This is a genomic window from Pseudoxanthomonas sp. JC1303 (assembly GCF_058448525.1).
Window position 1 is genome coordinate 3,817,694 of the sequence record NZ_CP185958.1, and the last position, 18,144, is coordinate 3,835,837.

The 18,144-nt window shown below is 66.0% G+C and carries 16 protein-coding genes; 10 read left to right on the forward strand and 6 right to left on the reverse strand.

All coding sequences use genetic code 11. From position 1 onward, the window contains the following. Positions 1-179: 179 nt before the first annotated feature. A complete protein-coding gene (locus ACORQU_RS17105) occupies positions 180-1,757 on the forward strand; it encodes a MobA/MobL family protein (protein ID WP_491642264.1) in 1,578 nt (525 codons plus the stop codon). 486 nt (positions 1,758-2,243) lie between these two features. Here the strand turns inward: ACORQU_RS17105 and ACORQU_RS17110 are convergent, their stop codons facing one another. Next, positions 2,244-3,044 (reverse strand): NYN domain-containing protein, encoded by an 801-nt coding sequence (locus tag ACORQU_RS17110; protein ID WP_491642265.1) that lies wholly within the window; start codon positions 3,042-3,044, stop codon positions 2,244-2,246. A 532-nt stretch (positions 3,045-3,576) separates the two neighbouring features. On the opposite strand from ACORQU_RS17110, the gene ACORQU_RS17115 reads away from it, so the two are divergent. The 5 genes from ACORQU_RS17115 (at position 3,577) to ACORQU_RS17135 (ending at position 7,805) form a co-directional block, all read left to right on the forward strand. Then, on the forward strand, positions 3,577-3,921 hold the full coding sequence (locus ACORQU_RS17115) for a hypothetical protein (protein WP_491642266.1): 345 nt from the start codon (positions 3,577-3,579) through the stop codon (positions 3,919-3,921). Positions 3,922-4,104: 183 nt separating this feature from the next. Next, a complete protein-coding gene (locus ACORQU_RS17120) occupies positions 4,105-4,497 on the forward strand; it encodes a hypothetical protein (protein WP_491642267.1) in 393 nt (130 codons plus the stop codon). Positions 4,498-4,762: 265 nt separating this feature from the next. Beyond that, positions 4,763-5,353, forward strand: a complete 591-nt coding sequence (locus ACORQU_RS17125; protein WP_491642268.1) for a hypothetical protein — start codon at positions 4,763-4,765, stop codon at positions 5,351-5,353. Next, positions 5,346-6,755, forward strand: a complete 1,410-nt coding sequence (locus ACORQU_RS17130) for a hypothetical protein (protein ID WP_491642269.1) — start codon at positions 5,346-5,348, stop codon at positions 6,753-6,755. The genes ACORQU_RS17125 and ACORQU_RS17130 overlap by 8 nt, the downstream gene beginning before the upstream one ends. Positions 6,756-7,157: 402 nt before the next feature. Next, entirely contained in the window at positions 7,158-7,805 is a 648-nt protein-coding gene (locus ACORQU_RS17135) for a response regulator (RefSeq protein ID WP_271645999.1), read from the forward strand. 28 nt (positions 7,806-7,833) lie between these two features. Here ACORQU_RS17135 and rne read toward each other — a convergent pair whose 3' ends face one another. After that, positions 7,834-11,031: a ribonuclease E gene (gene rne, locus ACORQU_RS17140; RefSeq protein ID WP_491642271.1), complete on the reverse strand. Its 3,198-nt coding sequence runs from the start codon at positions 11,029-11,031 to the stop codon at positions 7,834-7,836. A gap of 409 nt (positions 11,032-11,440) precedes the next feature. Here rne and ACORQU_RS17145 point away from each other — a divergent pair, with 409 nt between their 5' ends. Beyond that, positions 11,441-12,421: an RluA family pseudouridine synthase gene (locus tag ACORQU_RS17145; protein ID WP_491642272.1), complete on the forward strand. Its 981-nt coding sequence runs from the start codon at positions 11,441-11,443 to the stop codon at positions 12,419-12,421. A 20-nt stretch (positions 12,422-12,441) separates the two neighbouring features. Here the strand turns inward: ACORQU_RS17145 and ACORQU_RS17150 are convergent, their stop codons facing one another. Beyond that, the gene (locus ACORQU_RS17150) at positions 12,442-12,870 is read right to left on the reverse strand and encodes an energy transducer TonB (RefSeq protein ID WP_491642273.1); all 429 of its coding nucleotides are present in this window, start codon (positions 12,868-12,870) and stop codon (positions 12,442-12,444) included. An 11-nt stretch (positions 12,871-12,881) separates the two neighbouring features. Then, on the reverse strand, positions 12,882-13,229 hold the full coding sequence (locus ACORQU_RS17155; protein WP_491642274.1) for a 4a-hydroxytetrahydrobiopterin dehydratase: 348 nt from the start codon (positions 13,227-13,229) through the stop codon (positions 12,882-12,884). 116 nt (positions 13,230-13,345) lie between these two features. Here ACORQU_RS17155 and ACORQU_RS17160 point away from each other — a divergent pair, with 116 nt between their 5' ends. After that, on the forward strand, positions 13,346-13,939 hold the full coding sequence (locus tag ACORQU_RS17160) for an NfuA family Fe-S biogenesis protein (protein WP_491642275.1): 594 nt from the start codon (positions 13,346-13,348) through the stop codon (positions 13,937-13,939). Positions 13,940-13,954: 15 nt separating this feature from the next. Beyond that, entirely contained in the window at positions 13,955-15,778 is a 1,824-nt protein-coding gene (locus tag ACORQU_RS17165) for a hypothetical protein (protein WP_491642277.1), read from the forward strand. An 85-nt stretch (positions 15,779-15,863) separates the two neighbouring features. Here the strand turns inward: ACORQU_RS17165 and ACORQU_RS17170 are convergent, their stop codons facing one another. Together ACORQU_RS17170 and ACORQU_RS17175 are read right to left on the reverse strand one after the other, a co-directional pair. Continuing rightward, the gene (locus tag ACORQU_RS17170; RefSeq protein WP_271645992.1) at positions 15,864-16,319 is read right to left on the reverse strand and encodes a c-type cytochrome; all 456 of its coding nucleotides are present in this window, start codon (positions 16,317-16,319) and stop codon (positions 15,864-15,866) included. 7 nt (positions 16,320-16,326) lie between these two features. After that, positions 16,327-16,737: a c-type cytochrome gene (locus ACORQU_RS17175; RefSeq protein WP_491642279.1), complete on the reverse strand. Its 411-nt coding sequence runs from the start codon at positions 16,735-16,737 to the stop codon at positions 16,327-16,329. Between the two features lie 262 nt (positions 16,738-16,999). Here ACORQU_RS17175 and ACORQU_RS17180 point away from each other — a divergent pair, with 262 nt between their 5' ends. Then, positions 17,000-18,136 carry an efflux RND transporter periplasmic adaptor subunit gene (locus ACORQU_RS17180; RefSeq protein WP_491642280.1) on the forward strand — a complete coding sequence of 379 codons (1,137 nt, stop codon included), beginning with the start codon at positions 17,000-17,002 and terminating at the stop codon, positions 18,134-18,136. Positions 18,137-18,144: the final 8 nt, after the last annotated feature.

Genomic DNA, 18,144 nt, shown 5'->3' on the forward strand with positions numbered 1-18,144 from the left:
ACGGGCTCACTCCGCAAAACTTGAAAAATCAGAGCGATAGCGAAGAAGGCAAGAGCGCACTTAGGCAATGTCTTCGACATTGCGTGCGCAAAGGGCTGCGCCCCTTGAACCCCAAGCGCGTGCGCTTGCCAACGTCAAAAGCCACGGCATAAAGAGCGGAGCACAATCTGGAGCCCTGCATGGCCATCTACCACTCTCGCGTCAAAACCTTTAGCCGCGCTCGCGGCGATTCCTCTGTTGCGGCAGCTGCCTACCGGGCTGGCCTTCTCCTCATCGATCACCTCACCGGACAGCGCCACGACTACCGTCGCCGCGGTGGCGTCGTTGAGTCGGTCTGCCTCGTTCCCGAGGACGCGCCGGACTGGGCGCTTGTCCCCGGTGAGCTGTGGCCGGCAGCGGAAGCAGCGGAGAACCGGAAGAACTCGACCGTTGCTCGGGAGTTCGAGGTGGCGCTGCCGCACGAGCTCACCGACGAGCAGCGCTCGGAGCTCGCCACGGCCATCGGACAAGCCCTCATCGGGCGCTATGGCTTTGCAGTCCAGGCCAGCATCCACACCCCAGGCTCACGGGATGGGCTCAACCACCACGTTCACTTCTTGGCGACTACCCGACGGCTGACTAGCGAAGGGTTTGGGGAAAAGACCCGAGAACTGGACGGCGGTGCGTCCGGGAAGATTGAGATCGAATGGGTGCGCAAGACCATCGCGTCCACCATCAATGAGCACTTGAGGGCCGCGGGAGTTGACCAGCGGGTGGACCACCGCCGGCTTGAGGTCCAGGCCGAGGACGCGTTGGGCCGCGGCGACATCGCGGAAGCCATGGCGTTGTCCCGGCAGCCCACCAAGCACTTGGGGAAGACAGCATCTGCACTTGAGCGCAAAGGCCTGACAACGGATCGGGGTTTTGAAAACGCCCGCATCCAGGAGGAAAACGTGCAGGCGTTCGATGACCTGCTGGCCCAGGCTGAGCGGGAAGGGCGGGCCGCCCCGGTGCCGGGCGGGCACAGCCAAGCCCAGGCGCGAAAGGAGCGAGGTGAGCGGTCCGGGTCTCCCGCTTCCCACAGCTCGCCATTCCCGGGTTTGGAGATTTACGGGCTGACCGGCATCCGCATGAGGAACTTAGTCGGCAAACCGAAGCCGCGCGATCACGACGAGGTGCCCGAGCGGTCAGCCGTTGACCTCCTCGCCGACGCCGCGCAAACCTTGGCTGAGATCGTCGTCCTTCGGTCCTCGCTGGCGTTGGCCGCCACCCATCATTTGCTTCAGCAGTTGAGGGAGTGGGGGCAGCGCGTGGACCCGGGCGATTTGCGCCGCGACCTCGCCATCCTGGTGAAAGGGCTCAACCGGCTGAAGAAGCGGCTGACGAGGTTCGCCCAGCGGGTCGCGGCGGTGGGAAGAGCGGAGCGGCTCTTCCACATGGCTGAGCGGTCCTTGGAGGACTACAACGCCGACTACCCGGATCGCGGTGGGGTGTGGTCCACCGGAGAGTGGGCGCAGCGGCGGGCTCGGCGCCAAGCCACCCTGCGCGCCCGAACCATTGAGCTGAAAGCGGCCAAGGCATCCATCACACCAGAGGCAGAGGCCGCATGCGAGGCAGAGATCGCCATCGCAGCGGGCCAGCTGGAGGAGTGGAGCCAGCACGCATCGCTCAAGTATGCGGCGCTGTCCCCGCACACCATCGTGGGAAAGGAGTTTGATGCGTCGCCACCGGCACCGGCACCTGTTCTTGCTCCACGGCCACGGGGGCCACGCCCCTGAAAAGAAAGCCCCGCGGATGCGGGGCTTTTTCTGCGCTCCCACTTCTTCAGTGGATGCTGGGCTTCCGACGACCGGGCTTGGGCTGGTGGTCGTCGTCCTTACGAGCCCTGTAGGCGCGCCACTGCCCGACATCGTGCGGGTTGGGAGGCAGGAGCGTCCTATCAATCACTGCGCGCCGCACGAATGGCGTGGGCCTGGGAGCAGCGGAGGCGGGCGTCTGGCCGGAGGAGCAACCATCATCTCCCTGCGTTCGCATCTGCTCGGCCGCCATGTCGAGCCAATGGCGAATGTCGTCCAGTCGTTCGGGGAGGTTGCGCGTAGGGTGGTGCTGTATCAAGTGGCCAAGCAGGCAACTGGCTATTTCTAACTGGGTTTCGGCGGGCATGCGGCTCCTTCAGAGCGTTGAGGGGTTGCCTGCATACAACCGCGTATTCATGAACCCACAAGCGCGGAGGGCGAGCGCTGGTTCACACATCTGAACTTTAGTCAGACTGTCTGCACCGCGGCGGTCGGCTTGGGTGCCAAGCCTACCGACCAGCCGCCGGCTTCCTCTCGCTGGGTGGTCAACAGGTCGTAGGTCTTGACCATGTTGAGCAGGCCCGAATGGCCATAAACGTTGGGCGAGAACGACGGATCGGTTCGTTTCAAATATTGCCCAAGCGCCCCGAGCCCGACCTTGCCCTCTGAGGTGTCCCCCGCGAGCAGCGTCACCGCTTCGACCAGGAACAGGGGGCGGCGTTTCGGCAGCGGCTTGCCATCGGACCGGGCGGCTTCTTCTTTGGCTGTCTCCGCCTTTGATGTCTCCGGCTCGGCCGCCTGGCGCTTCGCGGTCGCTTCTTCTTGGGCCGTGCGGTCCCATTCGAAGAACTGATCGCAGGCGTTGCGCAGCGCGTCCGGGGTCTTGGGTTCTCCGACGATGCAGACCGTGGCACCGCGCTCCCGAAGCTTGCGGCAGAGGTAGGAAAAGTCCGAGTCGCTGGTCACCAAGCAAAAGGTATCGGCGCGACCGTCGAATAGGGCTTCCAAAGCATCAAGCGCCAAAGCGATGTCCGCCGTGTTCTTGCCCGAGGCGTATTGGTATTGAAGGCACGGGGTGAATGCCTGCCGAACCAGGACCTCTTGCCACTTGTTGGCCAGGGTGGCGTGGTTGCCGTAGCCGCGGCGCAGGACGACCCGGCCGAACTGGGCCACCATGCGCAGGGCGTGCTCCACGATATCGGTGGGCACGTTGTCGCAGTCGACCAAGACTGCGACGCGGCTGTCTTGAGGGGTGTGGCTGTTGCTCATCCTGGGCAGTCCTTCCGTGGCTTGGGTGTCGGCCATCGACAGCACATGTGCTGGCAATCGGGTCGGCTTGGTCGCTATGATCGCGGGCAACAAAACAGGAAACAATCCGAGACGTTCCCTGCTGACGGATCAATGAGTTACGTGCGAGTTGATCCGATCCCACTCTCTCCGCCACTATGTCAATAAAATCAATGACATAGAAGTGAGTATTCCGAAGGGCCAACAAAAAGCCATCAACGGTCTAATCGTCAAATCCTGGGCTTAGATCGAGGTCAGGCCACATCCTCGGCGCGAGGTCTTCGAAGACCTCTGTGACCGACCATTGTGCTGCCGGTAGCTCGTCAACCAAAGACCGGCGCGCCATGAGTTCTCGATTCTCGCTTTCGTCCGATCTAAAATTCTTCTCTAGCAGGAAAATCTTGCGGGTTTGAGTTCCTACGTAATATCGATCACGGTAGGAAGCAAGGGAATAGCTGATTGACTCAAGTAATTGCGCTAAACCGTCTTTGGGGCGAGGGTCAACGGCAGCAGCGTGAGCACCAACCTTATTCCGCCATTGGTAAACAATAGGCGCGATCGTTCGAGCGTACTCATTGCCAGCATCTTTAATCGCTTGGCGATTAGCTATTACGTCGTCAATGTTCCATCCCCTTTAATGCATCGTCTCAAAAAGGCTGACCTGTCGGAGATAAGCAATCAGCGCGGTCGAGAACCAGTTGAAACAGCCGTATACGAATGGATGGGGAGATTGAAGGTAAAGTGTGTGGCCTGGTCCTATCACTTCGGGCTTGAGCTTTTCACGCTCGATTTCTCGCATGTGATGCGCGAGATATTGAATTCCCCAGCGTTGATCCCACAGGCTCTGCATCGCGGGTGATCTCGCGTGCTCAATGCCGCTGGAGTGGTCAAGTATGACGCCCATGCTTACCCTTGGTTTTGCGCTAATTTGTGCTTCTAGCTGAAATTCTATTGTCTCGTGCTGTCTAAGGGGCGATTCCTTTGACGCCTCGCGCGCGTAACTAATTGAGCTTCCGGGAACTCCCTTAGCCCGGAGACTCAAATGACCATCGCAGAACCTCGCGCCGCCCGCGCTGCCAAGGTGCAGCAGGCCCGCGCCATCCTCGCCGCTGCCGAGACCGAGAAGCGCAGCCTCACCCTGGAACAGTCCCAGCAGTTCGCCACGCTGCAATCAAAAATCACCGAGCTGGAAGCGGCCGAGCAGCGCCAGCAGTTCCTTGACGACGCCGAGCGCCGGCAGGTCGGTACGCCGATCCACGGTGACCGCGCCACGCTGGAACAGCGGGTCAACCTGCTGAATGTGCTACGCGTCGGCATGGAAGGCCGCACCGTCACTGCCGCAGCCGCAGAAGATGCACGCAGAATTGGAGCGCCGACACAGCCCCCAAGCACAGCGACATCCTGGTCCGCTCTCGCCCTTCGAGAAGCGCACTAACCACACCACCACCGAGCCGGAATTCATCGCCAACCGGCTCACTTGGGCCTTTACATTGAAGGCTGGGCAGCCTCTAACTGCCTTGACGATGTTGTCGAGGTAGGCGATACACTCTTTCCATGCCCTTCAGATGAGTGGGTCAATGGAATTTCTTTGCAACGGACGCTGCTTCCGGAAAGTCCTCGCTGTGTCAGCGGCATCGGGGGTTTTGTTGGCGGGATTGGCGGCGTGCGCACAACCGCTGCAACCCTCCCAGGAGCACGCTATGCAGGACGCATCCCTGTCTGCAGAACTCAAGCGAGAGCAGGACAACGCCGCCGCGATTTCCGATGCCGCAATATCTGATCCCTCTCCATTGGTCGACAACGAAGACGGCTATCCCGCGCTGAAGCCTGGCCCCGAGCAAACGTCTGCCGTGCTGAACTCAATGGTTCTCCGGCTCGCCCAGGCCCTTCATTCGCAAAGAGACTCTGACCCTGACAAGGTGGAGCAGCTACTGGGGTTCTCGCTGCCGCCTGATGCCCGAGGCAAACGGCGTGGTCTGACCGGCAAGGTTGGGATCGGCATCTATGAACTGGCGGTGTGGAAGCCTTCTCCCAAGCACCCGGGGCATCGTGTCGAACTTGTGCTTTCGCCGATTGAATCCTGCGTTCTCACTTATGACGCGTTGAACAAGCCCTTGGTGGCCGAAGGATTCAAGGTCTTCGTGCCGACATTTGGCGACGATCAGCGCATCACCTTTCACAAAATTGTGGCGCCCTCGCTTGGGCTTTATATCGAGGTTACCCCCGACTACAGGGATGCCCCGCATTGCGTTTCCGTCGTCAGCCTGGAAATGGAGCGGGCCGATGCTTGACCCCCGCATCGAGCGGATGCTCCAGGAGACCGAGAAGCAAGCCGCCCTCCCGCCGTGGGCGGCAAGAGATTTGCGGGAGGCCGTGGAGTCCTCCCCGTACCTGGCGTCAGCCATGTCCCAGGCCATCGACAGCGGCTCTTTGAAGCACGTGACCGTATCGAAGCGACCCCACGAGGGCGGTCACTATAGTCACGACAGCCGAACCCTCAACATCAGTTCGGACGTGTTCTTGTTTCCCAAACAGTCCGATCGGGTAGACGTGCTGACCGGAGTCATGGGTCATGAAACCGGACACGCGCTGATGGCTCGCTCCAACCAAATCACCACCTACAAGTTGTCGCATGACATCGATCAGGCGCTGAAGGTCGGAACCCAATACGGCGATGCCACGGTTGATATCACCCCGCTGGCGAAGGATTACGTCCATGCTTCCCGCCAGAATGAAGCTCTGGCAGAGCTGGTCGGCATGAACGCGGTGGCCAGCCGGGTAAAGACCCTGGATGGTGGCGTGAGCCGAGCCGAACTGTTGAAGCGGCTGGATCCAACCACCGAGTGCGTAACCAACGGACGCCTGGAGCCTGGGATTCGCTTGGATAACGATGGAATGCAGCGCACGGGCGGGCGCATCGACAGCCCTGCGGTGGATGCTGTCGGCACCTGTCAGTTCGATAAGGGAGCCAGCAGCCTGGGGATGATGGGCACCTCCAACTACCAAGCTTATTACGCGAGTTACGTGGTTTCGGCCGGTGCAGATATCTGGAAGACGCGCACCGACGCCAGCACCCACGGTGTGCCTAAGATTGGCCTGAATTTGGGTGAGTTGGGGGTTTCGGCGAAAGAGCTCCAAGCAGCCGGGGTCCGACTTGGCGGAACCGGCAAGGCCTTTGGTTTTGTGGATACCTCCGGTGACCAGCAGCGATACGTTGAAGTCCGGCAGCTAAGGCCCAACCAAGCCAGTCAGCCCGAAAGAGCACCCGAGACGATAAGCCGGCCCGGGCAAGTCTTGGCCGACAACCCGGCTCATGACGACCATCAGACCTATGCCCGCATCCACGCCTGGGTGAAAGGAACGGGCAACTGGAACGAGCAAGAGGGGAAGAACGTCAGCGCCGCTCTTTACAAGCAGCAAGCCGAGGATCCGCTCGTTCGACAGGTTGACAAGGTCGGCGGGGGGCTCGGACAGGATGGCGCACAGAACGTTTTCGCTGTCTATGCGCCGCACGGGGAAAAAGGACCCTTCTTCCACGTCGCGGTTGATGGGCGCGAGGCCTCTCAGCAGCCGGCCCAACAAAATCTGGAGCAGGCCCAGACGATCCAACAGACCCAAGTGCGTCAACAACAACTGGACATGACTCAGCAGCAGGCCAATCCAACGCAGATGAGTCCGAGCCTGTCGCTATAGACATAGGGAAACATGAGGGCAGGTCGAGCGGCGAGGCAAGCGCGATCTCCTGCGCTTGCGCACGCAATGTGCGCCTCTTTTTCAATAACACGGAAGCGGCTGGCGGTCCGCGGTTTAGTTGGATGCGCTACCCATCTTGCGGCAGCGGCTGGCCTGGGCGAGGTGTAGTCGTGAACTGCGGCGCGATGCTACTGCTATCCCCCGGTGCCTCAGCTCGGCTGCCAGATGCGCCGAGTGAGTTGGTCATCAGGAGAGTTTCCAGGAGCTCGCGATGGCTTTGTAAGGTGTGGGAATGCAAACAGACCCACTACTGGCGTCTTGTGACTGACTTGCTCCGCGTGATGGCGGCGTTTAGTCTGGCAGGCGGGGAGGGGATGATGTCTTGCACAAGGGGAAGCAAGGATGATGATCCGGGTATTCCTGGTCGATGACCATGCGTTGGTCAGGACCGGTCTGAAGATGATTCTGTCCGGACAGGACGATATGGACGTCGTCGGCGAAGCCGAGAATGGCGAAGATGCGCTGCCGGAGATCCGCAAGCTCAAGCCCGATGTCGTGTTGTGCGACCTGCATCTGCCGGGCCTGAGCGGGCTGGATGTCACCGAGCGCATCGTGCGCGGCGACTATGGCACGCGCGTGGTGATCGTCTCGGTGCTGGAGGACGGTCCGTTGCCCAAGCGGCTGCTCGAGGCGGGAGCCTCGGGCTATGTGGGCAAGGGTGGGGATGCCGCAGAGCTGGTGCGCGCCGTGCGGGAGGTCTCGCGCGGGCGTCGTTATCTGGGATCCAGCGTGGCGCAGAACCTGGCGTTGTCCAGCGTGGACACGGCGGGGTCACCGTTCGATGCGCTGTCCCCGCGTGAGCTGGAAGTGGCCATGCTGCTCATCCAGGGGCTGCGACAGGAAGACATCGCGCGGCGTCTCAGCCTTAGCCCCAAGACGGTCAACACGCACAAGTCGCGGTTGTTCCAGAAGGTCAACGTCCAGGACACCGTGTCGCTGGCCCGCCTGGCCGCGCAGTACGGCCTGGTGGATCCGGCGCGCGTGGTCTGACCCAGCACGCGCCGGTGTGCAGCGCCGATCAGGCGCTGCGTTCGCTTTCCGAATCGCTGCCACCTGCCGTATCGCCGGCAGCGGGGGCATCGTCGTTGTGCGCTTCGCTCGGCACCTGCGCGGGCTGCGACGGAGACGCCGGCTCGAACAGATGGCGGGTCACCGAACGCGGAGTGGCCACGTCGGCAGCGAAGAACAGCGAACCGGCCGGCGGCGTGATCGGCTGAGGCTTGGCGGCCTGCTGCGCGGCTTCTGCTTCCGCGGCAGACGGGGCTACCTCGGCGGCGACCAGCAGGTCGGGCTGGCCTGCGGCATCGACGGTTTCCGCGGCGGCAAGGACAGGTTCCACCGGAGCCGGGGTTGCGTCGGACGGCATGTCCACCTCGGCAAACGCTGCGGTGGCCGGCGTCTCTTCCACCACCAACGGCGCGATCTCCTCGGCAGGCGCGACTTCCGAAACGACTGCCACGGCGACCGGGGCTGGCGTCACGACCTGCGGCGCCGGGGGGGCGGCTGGTTCGGAGGAGGCCTGCGGTGCGGCATCGGCGGCGTCCTGGTTCTGCTCGAACTTGGATTCCGGCGTCGCATCGGCGACGGCAACCGCTGCGGCCGCGGCCGCGGCCGCGGTCACGGGCGCGCTGGCAGGCTGGGCACGTGGCGCGGGCGCCGGCGTTGCCGGCTCGGCATCGTCGAAGTCGAACTCGGGCTGGGAAGAAGACGCGATCACGACCGGCTCTTCATCGCCTGCCTGGTCGGCGTCCGCATCGTTCTGGTCGTGCGGCGCTCCATTGCCTTCGCCATTGCCACGACGGCGACGGCGACCGCCGCGACGGCCACGGCGACGGCGCGGGGTGCCGTTCTCATCGCCGGCATCGGCTTCGTTCGCATCGCTTGTGTCCTGCGCCGCGTTGGCCTCATCGGCCGCTTCCTGGCCTTCTGGTGCGCTAGCGGTCAGGGTCTCGGTGTCCTCGACCTGAGGCTTCTTTTCGCGAGGCTTGCGTGCTTCAGGGGCTTCGCTGCGCGCCTCGGGGGCGGGAGCGGTCTGCGGCGCGGTGTCCTGCTGCGCCACGGTTGCGCCCTGGGCGAGCGCAGTGGCCGCAACGGCGGGGTTGACCTCGCTCTGGACCTCGGGCGCCTTCTGCTGCGGCTCACGCTGGGGCTTGGGACCCCGCTCGTTGGCCTGCGCAGGCGAGGGGCTTTTGTCCTGCTGCTTTTCCTGCTGCTTGGCCTTGGGCTGCTGCCTGGCCGGCTTGCCCTGCTGCTCGCCACGATTGCGCGGCTGCTGAGCGCCACCATTGTTCTGGTTCGCCTCCTTGTCCTTGCCACGCTCGCGTCGCTGCTGGCCGTTCTGGCCGCCGCGACCATTGCCACCCTGGCCGCGGTTGGCGTCACGGCGCTGCTGCGGCGCGTTGCCATTGCCACGCTCGGCGCGACCCTGGCGACCGTCGTTGCCGCGTGCGGGCGTGGCAGGGGAGGCCGGCGCCGGGGCGCTGGCGGCACCGAACACGCGCTTGAGCCAGCCGACCACGCCGCCCTGCGCGACGGCCGGCTGCAGAGCAGGCGCGACAGGGGCCGGCGTGGGTTCGACCGGGGCCGGTGCCTCGCGCTCCTGGCGGACCGGGGCAGGCTGGGCGTGCTTGACCGTGGTCACCGCCGGGGCGGCGGGGATGTTGAGCTGGGCCTTGGTCAACGCATGCACCGGCAGCTTGCGCGGGGTGCCGCGCTGATAGCTGGGCTTGCTGGATTCTTCGCCCAGCTCGTTTTCGCGCAGGCGCGTGACCTCGTAGTGCGGGGTGTGCAGCTGCTCGTCGGCCACGATGATGATCGGCGAGCCGTGGCGTTGCTCGATCTCGCGCAGCGCGCCGCGCTTTTCGTTGAGCAGGTAGTTGGCGATCTCCAGCGGCGCCTGCACCAGGACCTGCCCGGTGTTGTCCTTCATGGCGTGCTCTTCGGCCACGCGGATGATGGACAGCGACAGCGACTCGACGCTGCGCATGCGGCCATGGCCGTCGCAGCGCGGGCACACGATCTGGCTGGACTCGCCCAGGCTGGGACGCAGGCGCTGGCGCGACATCTCCATCAGGCCGAAGCGCGAGATGCGGCCCAGCTGGACGCGGGCGCGATCGTACTTGAGCGAATTCTGCAGGCGGTTTTCCACTTCACGCTGGTGCTTGTTGGACGCCATGTCGATGAAGTCGATCACCACCAGGCCGCCCAGGTCGCGCAGGCGCAGCTGGCGGGCCACTTCCTCGGCCGCCTCGCAGTTGGTGTGGAACGCGGTTTCCTCGATGTCGCCGCCCTTGGTGGCGCGGGCCGAGTTGACGTCGATGGCGGTCAGCGCCTCGGTCTGGTCGACCACGATCGAGCCGCCGGAGGGCAGGCGCACGTTGCGTTCGTAAGCGCCCTCGATCTGCGATTCGATCTGGAAGCGGTTGAACAGCGGGATGTCGTCGGTGTAGTGCTTGAGCTTGCGCAGGTTGTGCGGCATCACCTGCTGCATGAACTCCTGCGCGGTGGCGTACAGCTCCTCGGTGTCGACCAGGATCTCGCCCACGTCACTGCGCAGGTAGTCGCGCAGGGCGCGCACGATCAGGCGCGACTCCTGGTAGATCAGGAACGGCGCCGGCTTGGCCAGGGCGGCCTCGGCCACGGCCTTCCAGACGCTCAGCAGGTAGTCCAGGTCCCACTGCAGTTCTTCGGCGTCGCGACCCACGCCAGCGGTGCGGATGATCACGCCCATGTCGTCGGGGATGGTCAGCGCGTCCATGGCGGCCTTCAGCGCGGCGCGGTCGTCACCCTCGATCCGGCGCGAGACGCCGCCGGCGGTGGGCGAGTTGGGCATCAGCACCATGTAGCGGCCGGCCAGGGAGATGAACGTGGTCAGGGCCGCGCCCTTGTTGCCACGCTCGTCCTTGTCGACCTGCACGACCACTTCCTGGCCCTCGCGCAACAGTTCACGCAGGCCGGCCTTGTGGTGGTCCACGCCGGCCTGGAAATAATCGCGGGAGATTTCCTTCAGCGGCAGGAAGCCATGGCGCTCGGAGCCGTAGTCGACGAAGGCCGCTTCGAGAGAGGGTTCGAGCCGGGTGATGCGGCCCTTGTAGATGTTGGACTTCTTCTGTTCCTTGGAGGGCTGCTCGATATCGATGTCGTACAGCGTTTGCCCATCCACGATCGCCACGCGCAGTTCTTCTGCCTGCGTGGCATTGATCAACATACGTTTCATTGTTGTGTTCCTCGCGCTCTACCGCGCGACAAACACCATGGCGTTTTGCCTCTGGAACGTTCGGCCGCTCCTCGCGCGCAGCGCGGGTGGGGCGGGTTGGAGCTTCCAGCGCTTCGACACCACGGCGAGCCGCGGGAGCGCTTTGTTGCGATGTCGGTGTTGCGGGACCGTCGGCGACAGGCCCAAAGGCCGGTTGCGCCGCGCGGGACGTGTTCAGCTTCGGATGTCTGACGCACCCGGCGGGTGTCGGGGTCTGCCGGCGAGCCGCTAACATGGCCGCCCCGAGGACGGTGGTCGCGCACTGTGCCGGGCTTCGCTGAAGAAAGCTGGGCTTCTGGCCCGTGACGCAACTTCCTAGCGAAATCAAACCCTTATCTCGCAGGCCGAGTGTAACAGACAAGATGGACAAATGACCGCCCCCTCCAACCCCGAAAACCCTCCTGCCCGTAGCGCCGTCCGCATGGTCGTGGTGCCCGCCGATCGCGGCGGCCAGCGCCTGGACAATTTTCTGCTTGGACAGCTCAAGGGCGCCCCGCGCAGCCTGGTCTACAAGCTGGTCCGCAGCGGCCAGGTCCGGGTGAACGGGGGGCGGGCCAAGGCCGAGCGCAAGCTCGAGCCGGGCGACGAGGTGCGCATTCCGCCGGTGAGCCTGGAGGAAACCGGCCCCCGCGCGGCGCCGCCGGCGGGCTTCCTGGCGCGGATGGAGGCGGCGATCGTGTTCGAGGACGCGCGCCTGCTGGTCATCAACAAGCCGACCGGAGTGGCCAGCCACGGCGGCAGCGGAATCAGTCATGGCGCCATCGAAACCATGCGCGCCCTGCGCCCCAACCAATCCCTGGAGCTGGTCCACCGCCTGGACCGGGACACCTCAGGCCTGCTGATCCTGGCCAAGAAGCGTTCGGCCCTGACCGAGCTGCAGGCCTTGCTGCGCGAGGATGCCGGCCCGACCAAGGGCATCCGCAAGCGCTACCTGACCCTGCTGACCGGGCGCATGCCCGATGGCGTGATGACCGTCGATGCGCCGTTGCTGGTCGGGCTTCGGCAGGGCGGCGAGCGCCACGTTCAGGTCAACGAGGGCGGCAAGCCCAGCGTGAGCCATTTCAAGGTGCTGGAGCGCCGTGGCGGGCAGTCGTACTGCGAAGTGCTGATCGAGACCGGCCGCACCCATCAGATCCGCGTCCATGCCCAGCACATCGGCCACCCGGTGGCGGGCGACGACAAGTACGGCGAACCGGCGGCCAACAAGCGGCTACGGGACCAGGCGGGCCTGAAGCGGCTGTTCCTGCACGCCGCCTCGCTGGAGTTCGCGCTCGACGCCGGGCGCACCCCTTACGTGCTCAATGCGCCGCTTTCGGAGGATCTGGCGGCGGCGCTGGATGCCCTGGCGTAAAGGCCAGGGCCAAGCCGGCATCAGGACTGCGCGGGCTTCTTTTCGTCCAGCGAGAAGCATGCGTCCGGACGCACCTGCGGGGCGGGGAAGTTCACCGGCACGTTGATGGTCTGCGCGAACGGCTGACCGCCGCGCGTGGCGGGCTTGAACTTCCAGGTCTTCACGGCTGTCATGGCCGCCTGATCCAGGGCGTCGTTGCCACTGCCATGGGCCACGGTGACATCGGTGGGCGTGCCCTCGGTGCCGACGGTCACCTTCAGGGTGGTCGTCCCGCCCTGTCCGTTGCAAGCCGCCTCCAGCGGATACTGCGGCGGCGGGGTCTGCACGGCGGTCAGTTCGGTGGCAGCGGGCGCGGCAGGGGCGGCCTGCTCGTTGCCTGCCGGCGGCTGGTTGCATGCGGCCAGCAGCAGCAACGGCGCGGTCAGGGACAGGCGAAGCGATCGATTCATGGGCGTGAGGTTCATTGTTCGGGGTCCAGGGCCTGCGCCTTGGCAGCGCAGATGAAGTCGTTCTCGCTCAGTCCGCCCACGTCGTGGGTGGAAAACCGCACCACGACGCGGTCGTAGTGCACGCCCAGATCGGGGTGGTGGTCTTCGCGATGGGCGATGAAGGCCAGCGCATTGACGAAGGCGAGGGTGCGGTAATAGTCGGCGAAGCGGAACGTGCGACTCAGGGCCTTGCCCTGTTCGACCAGTTCCCAGCCGGGCAGCTGCGGCATGAGTTCGGCGATGCGGGCCTGCCCGAGCCGGTGCTCGGCGCCGCTGCGGGGCAGGCAATGGGCCTGGGCCAGCGGAATGAGGTCGGACATGGCGGTTCTCCTGCAGGGCGCGGGCTTGGGCGCGCGGGTCGGGCGGCTGAACGTACCACCGGGAGCCGTGAACGAGTGGCTCTGACGTGTCGGCGGCGGGCCGTTAGAATACGGGCATGATCCAGATTTCCGACACCGCCCAGAGCCATTTCCGCAAACTCATCGAGCGCGAGGCCACGCCCGGCCTGGGCGTGAGGCTCAGTGCGGTGGACGCCGGCACCTCGCGTGCCGATGCGCGGCTGGAGTTCGCCGAGCCCCGCGACCTGGCTGGCGACGAATGGGTCGTGGAGTGTGAAGGCTTCACGGTCTATGTCGATGCGGCCAGCGTGCCGTGGCTGGACGATGCCGAGATCGATTTCGTCACCCAGGGGGCAGGCAGCCAAATGACGATCAAGGCGCCGCACATCAAGGGCAAGGCGCCCGCCGAAGGCGCATCGTTGGTCGAGCGGGTGCGTTGGGTCGTCGAGCATGAGGTCAACCCGCAACTGGCCTCGCACGGGGGCCGGGTGGCCGTGGAGGAAGTGACCGGCGAGGGCGTGGTCTTCCTGCGTTTCGGCGGCGGTTGCCATGGCTGCGGCATGGCCGATGTGACCCTCAAGCAGGGGATCGAGAAGACGCTGCTGACCCGCGTGCCCGGCGTAACGGCGGTGCGGGATGCGACCGATCACGACACCGGCCAAGCGCCGTACATGCCGCGCGACGCTGCCTGACCTCAACGCTACCCGGTGACGACCGCCACCGAGATCATCGCTTTCCTGTGGGCGCGCCGGCCCGTGCACGTCGTCGAGAAGACCACGGGCCTGCCGCACGGCTGGGGCATCTGGCTGCGTAACGCGCCGACGCGCGACGGCCAGCTGACCTACGAACCCATCGCCCACATCACCGCTGCCGCGGTCGCCGCGATGCGCGCCCGGCCGCCTGCGCGGCCCGTGCCGATGGAGGGCTGGCGCGCGGCCCGCTCGCTGTTGTGGCAGCACTGGGATCCGCCCCCGAAGGAAGAACGTGGGACGCGCTGGGTCGGCCGGATCGGCAGCTTGGTGCTGCATCTGGGCTTCGTGTTTGTTCTCCTGCTCGCAAGCATGCTCACCGTGCCGGTGCCACCAGTGCAGGATCAGGAAGGACGGATCCAACTGACCCTGATCGGGCGTGGCACACAGGGGGAGGGCGGGGGCGCGGGGCCACAGACGCCTGCATCCCCAGCCGCAGCGTCCGCAACGGCAACGTCGGCTGATGAAGCTCCACAAGCGCCGGCAAAGTCCGCGCGCCGTCCGCCAGCAGCGGCGCAGGCTGCAGCCGCGCCGTCCGCGCCGTCGAACGCGTCTCCACCAGCCCAGCCAGAACCGCAACAGCAGGCGCAGCCCCCTGCACCGGTCGCGGCCGCCGAGCCCGCGCCGCAGCCGCCCACGTCAGCTGCGACTGAGCAACCCCTGCAGGTGACGCAAACGCCGCAGCCCACCCAGTCCTTCGTCCTGCCACCGGTGACCCCACCGCAGGTCACGCTGCCAAGTCCGCAGCTCAGCCTGCCGGAGACGAAGATCCGGTTGCGCGAGGTGGAACCGGTGGAGACCCAGGAGCCGATTGCCGTGCAGCAGGTCGCGCCGCGCGCGACGCCGGTGCCCACGCTGGAGGCGATGCCGACCCAGGTCCGGCAGCGTGAGATCCCCATGCCCGAGCCGGTCCCGACGCTCCAGGCACCGCAGATGCAGCACCTCCGGCCGACGGAGACTGCCGCCCCGGTGCGGCTGACCCAGGCGGCACCGGCGCAGGTGCGCCTGCGGGATGTCCCATCTCCCCCCGCGCCGCAACCGTCCGCCGCGCAGCAGGACGGCGCCGCAATGGACGCCACCCCGGATGCGACCGCTGCCCAGTCGCCAGCCCCCGCGTCGACACAGGCGGTGAACCCGGCTGGCGCCGTTGCGGAGACGTCCTCCACGACTGCTTCAGCACCGGCGGAGGCGCCCGCATCGGCGACCGGGACAAGCGGCGCCCCCTCCTCACCTGTGGCAGGGCGCGAGACGGCGGGCAACCAGGCCGCACGGCACGGTGCCGGCGCAACGCAACGCGATGACTGGGGTGCGCCGGGTCAGCAGGTCGCCGACGACTGGGGCGCGGCCAGCAAGGCCACGCCGGGCGATGCAGGCGGGCAGGGGCTGTTCAACGCCGATGGCAGCGCAAAGCTGCCGGACGATCTGGCCGGGGGTGGCAGCACCGTCAAGCCGGGCGTGCCGGGCTCGCGCCAGCAGGCGCGTTTGGACGCCGATCGGGCCGGCACCTGGCTGGATCGACCCAATATCGGCTACGAGCCGACGATGTTCGACAAGTACTGGCTGCCGGGGGGAAGCCTTCTGCAGGACTGGGTCCGCCGGGGCGTGCGTGAGATGGAGATTCCGATCCCGGGCACCAGCAAGCGGATCCGCTGCGTGATTTCGGTCCTGCAGGCCGGCGGGGCGTGTGGCGTGTACGACCCCAACAAGAACGACCATCCGGCGACCGCGCGTCCGCCGCCGGACATCCCGGTCAAGCGCCATCCCATCCCGGTCGGCAGCTGATCCAGGGTGGCAGTCAAAAAAACGGGCCCGATGGGCCCGTGCGGTTGGACATGGAACGCGTGCGCGTTCGGTGTCGCGGACGGGCTCAGTCCAGTCCGTGCAGATCGCGCAGGCTGGACTTGCGCGAGGCGAAATATGCGGCGAGGTTGGCGATGTCCTGGTCGCTGAGCTGGGCGGCCTGGGGCGACATCAGCGCTTGTTCGCGGTCGCCGCTCCGGTAGGCCTGCAGCGCGTGGGCCAGGTAGTCGGCATATTGCCCGGCCAGATGCGGATAGGTCGCCGCGATCGGCGCGTTGCCCTCCGCGCCGTGGCAGTCCACGCAGCTCTGGCCGGTGGCCTTGCCCTTCTGCTGGGCGAGCTTCTCCCCGGCGGCGATGTTGCCGGGCGGCAGGCCGGCCGAGGAGGCGCTGCCGTGCTCGCCGCTGGCGTGACCGGGGTCGGCCGCTGCGGTATCGGTGGTCTCGATCTTGCTGCAGGCGCCGAGCGCCAGGGCGGCGAGCAGGGCCAGGGTCAGGCGGGTGGCGTGAACGGCTGTGCGCATGGTCGGCTTATTTGAGGCTGGACAGGTAGGCGGCCAGGTCGGCGATGTCCTGGTCGGAGAAGCTCTGGGCCTGGGCCTGCATCGTCGGATGCTTGCGCTTGCCGGCCTTGTATTCGCTCAGGGCCTGGACCAGGTACTCGGCGGACTGCCCGCCAATCCGGGGCACGTGGAAGTTGGGGTAGGCATTCTTGTAGCCGGTCACCCCGTGGCAGCCCTGGCAGGTGTAGGACAGCTGCTTACCCGTCTCTGCGTTGCCGACCACGGCCGCGGCGGGCTGTGTGGGCGCCGTTGCCGCGGGTTGGGCGGGGGCGGAGGGCTGGGCGTTGGGTTCGGTGGCGTCCTGGCGGGCCTGGCTGGATGCGGTCACGCCGGCGTAGAGCAGGGCGAAACAGGCGGCGAACAACAGCGGTCGCGTCATGTCGTGTTCCGTGATTTGCGCGCGCCCCGTTCCGTCCGCGGCGCTTGGCTGGGCCGAGTATAGCCTGCCGTTCAGGTCGTCCGGCAAGGCCTGCGATCGGCAAAAAAATGACGCGACGCAACAACTTACGCGCGTCGTGGGCGTTCCGGCGCCAATGTCGTGCGGTGACACGAAGTGACACAGGTCACCGTGACCTTCGGCGCATGTCGTTCTATAGAAGTGGTGATGTAGTTGTCTACAACACCAGTCAAGGTTGACCGCCATGCGCCGCGCCACCCCCTCGCGTTTCCCCGCCCGCACCGGCCTCATGCTCTTGGTCCTGGCCGCGCTGCCGACCCTGTCCGGCTGCGGCAAGGCCGATGGCGCCGATGCCAAACCCGCTGCCGAGGCCAGCAACAAGGACAAGCCGGCCGCCGCCGAGGCGGTGCCGGTCGAGGCGGTCAAGGCCGCCCGGCGTCCCGTGGCGGCGAGCTATTCGGGCACCACCAGCCTGGAGCCGCGTGCCGAATCCCAGGTGGTGGCTAAGACCTCCGGCGTGGCCCTGGCCGTGCTGGTGGAGGAAGGCCAGCAGGTGCATGCCGGGCAGCCGCTGGTGCGGCTGGATGCCGATCGCGCGCGTCTGGCCGTGGCCCAGACCGAGGCCCAGATGCGCAAGCTGGAAGGCAACTACCAGCGCGCGACCAAACTGGTCGCCCAGCAGATGATCAGCGCCAACGACGTGGACCAGCTGCGCTACGACCTGGAGGACATCCGCGCGCAGAACCGCCTCGCCCGTCTGGAACTGTCCTACACCACCGTGACCGCACCGATCTCCGGCGTGGTGGCCTCGCGCTCGATCAAGACCGGCAACTTCGTGCAGATCAATACGCCGATCATCCGCATCATTGATCGCTCGCGCCTGGAAGCCACGCTCAACGTGCCCGAGCGCGAGCTGTCCACCCTGCGTGCCGGCCAGCCGGTGAGCCTGCAGGCCGATGCGCTGCCCGGACAGACCTTCGAAGGCACCGTGGACCGGGTCGCGCCGATGGTCGATTCCGGCAGCGGTACCTTCCGCGTGGTCTGTGCGTTCGACGGGGAGGGCGACACGCAGCTGCAGGCCGGCATGTTCGGTCGTCTGCGCATCGAATACGACCACCGCGCCGATGCCCTGGTGATCCCGCGCGCGGCGCTGCTGGACGACGGCGACCCGTCGGTCTATCGCGTGCATGACGGCAAGGCGGTGCGCACGGCGGTCGAACCGGGCTACGTGGATGGCGAATGGATCGAAATCCGCAAGGGCCTGAAGGCCGGCGATACCGTGGTGACCGCCGGCAAGGTCGCCCTGCGCGATGGCAGCGCGGTGACGGTCATCGATGCCCCGCCGCGGCCCCAGGCCGTGGCCATGTCCGGCCAGCGCTGAGGGGATTG

What these genes read in the sequence shown, in the direction of transcription:
- ACORQU_RS17105 (WP_491642264.1), top strand. Translation starts at nt 180, where the DNA reads ATGGCCATCTACCACTCTCGCGTCAAAACCTTTAGCCGCGCTCGCGGC.
- ACORQU_RS17110 (WP_491642265.1), bottom strand. Translation starts at nt 3,044, where the DNA reads ATGAGCAACAGCCACACCCCTCAAGACAGCCGCGTCGCAGTCTTGGTC.
- ACORQU_RS17120 (WP_491642267.1), top strand. Translation starts at nt 4,105, where the DNA reads ATGACCATCGCAGAACCTCGCGCCGCCCGCGCTGCCAAGGTGCAGCAG.
- ACORQU_RS17125 (WP_491642268.1), top strand. Translation starts at nt 4,763, where the DNA reads ATGCAGGACGCATCCCTGTCTGCAGAACTCAAGCGAGAGCAGGACAAC.
- ACORQU_RS17130 (WP_491642269.1), top strand. Translation starts at nt 5,346, where the DNA reads ATGCTTGACCCCCGCATCGAGCGGATGCTCCAGGAGACCGAGAAGCAA.
- ACORQU_RS17135 (WP_271645999.1), top strand. Translation starts at nt 7,158, where the DNA reads ATGATGATCCGGGTATTCCTGGTCGATGACCATGCGTTGGTCAGGACC.
- rne (WP_491642271.1), bottom strand. Translation starts at nt 11,031, where the DNA reads ATGAAACGTATGTTGATCAATGCCACGCAGGCAGAAGAACTGCGCGTG.
- ACORQU_RS17145 (WP_491642272.1), top strand. Translation starts at nt 11,441, where the DNA reads ATGACCGCCCCCTCCAACCCCGAAAACCCTCCTGCCCGTAGCGCCGTC.
- ACORQU_RS17150 (WP_491642273.1), bottom strand. Translation starts at nt 12,870, where the DNA reads ATGAATCGATCGCTTCGCCTGTCCCTGACCGCGCCGTTGCTGCTGCTG.
- ACORQU_RS17155 (WP_491642274.1), bottom strand. Translation starts at nt 13,229, where the DNA reads ATGTCCGACCTCATTCCGCTGGCCCAGGCCCATTGCCTGCCCCGCAGC.
- ACORQU_RS17160 (WP_491642275.1), top strand. Translation starts at nt 13,346, where the DNA reads ATGATCCAGATTTCCGACACCGCCCAGAGCCATTTCCGCAAACTCATC.
- ACORQU_RS17170 (WP_271645992.1), bottom strand. Translation starts at nt 16,319, where the DNA reads ATGCGCACAGCCGTTCACGCCACCCGCCTGACCCTGGCCCTGCTCGCC.
- ACORQU_RS17175 (WP_491642279.1), bottom strand. Translation starts at nt 16,737, where the DNA reads ATGACGCGACCGCTGTTGTTCGCCGCCTGTTTCGCCCTGCTCTACGCC.
- ACORQU_RS17180 (WP_491642280.1), top strand. Translation starts at nt 17,000, where the DNA reads ATGCGCCGCGCCACCCCCTCGCGTTTCCCCGCCCGCACCGGCCTCATG.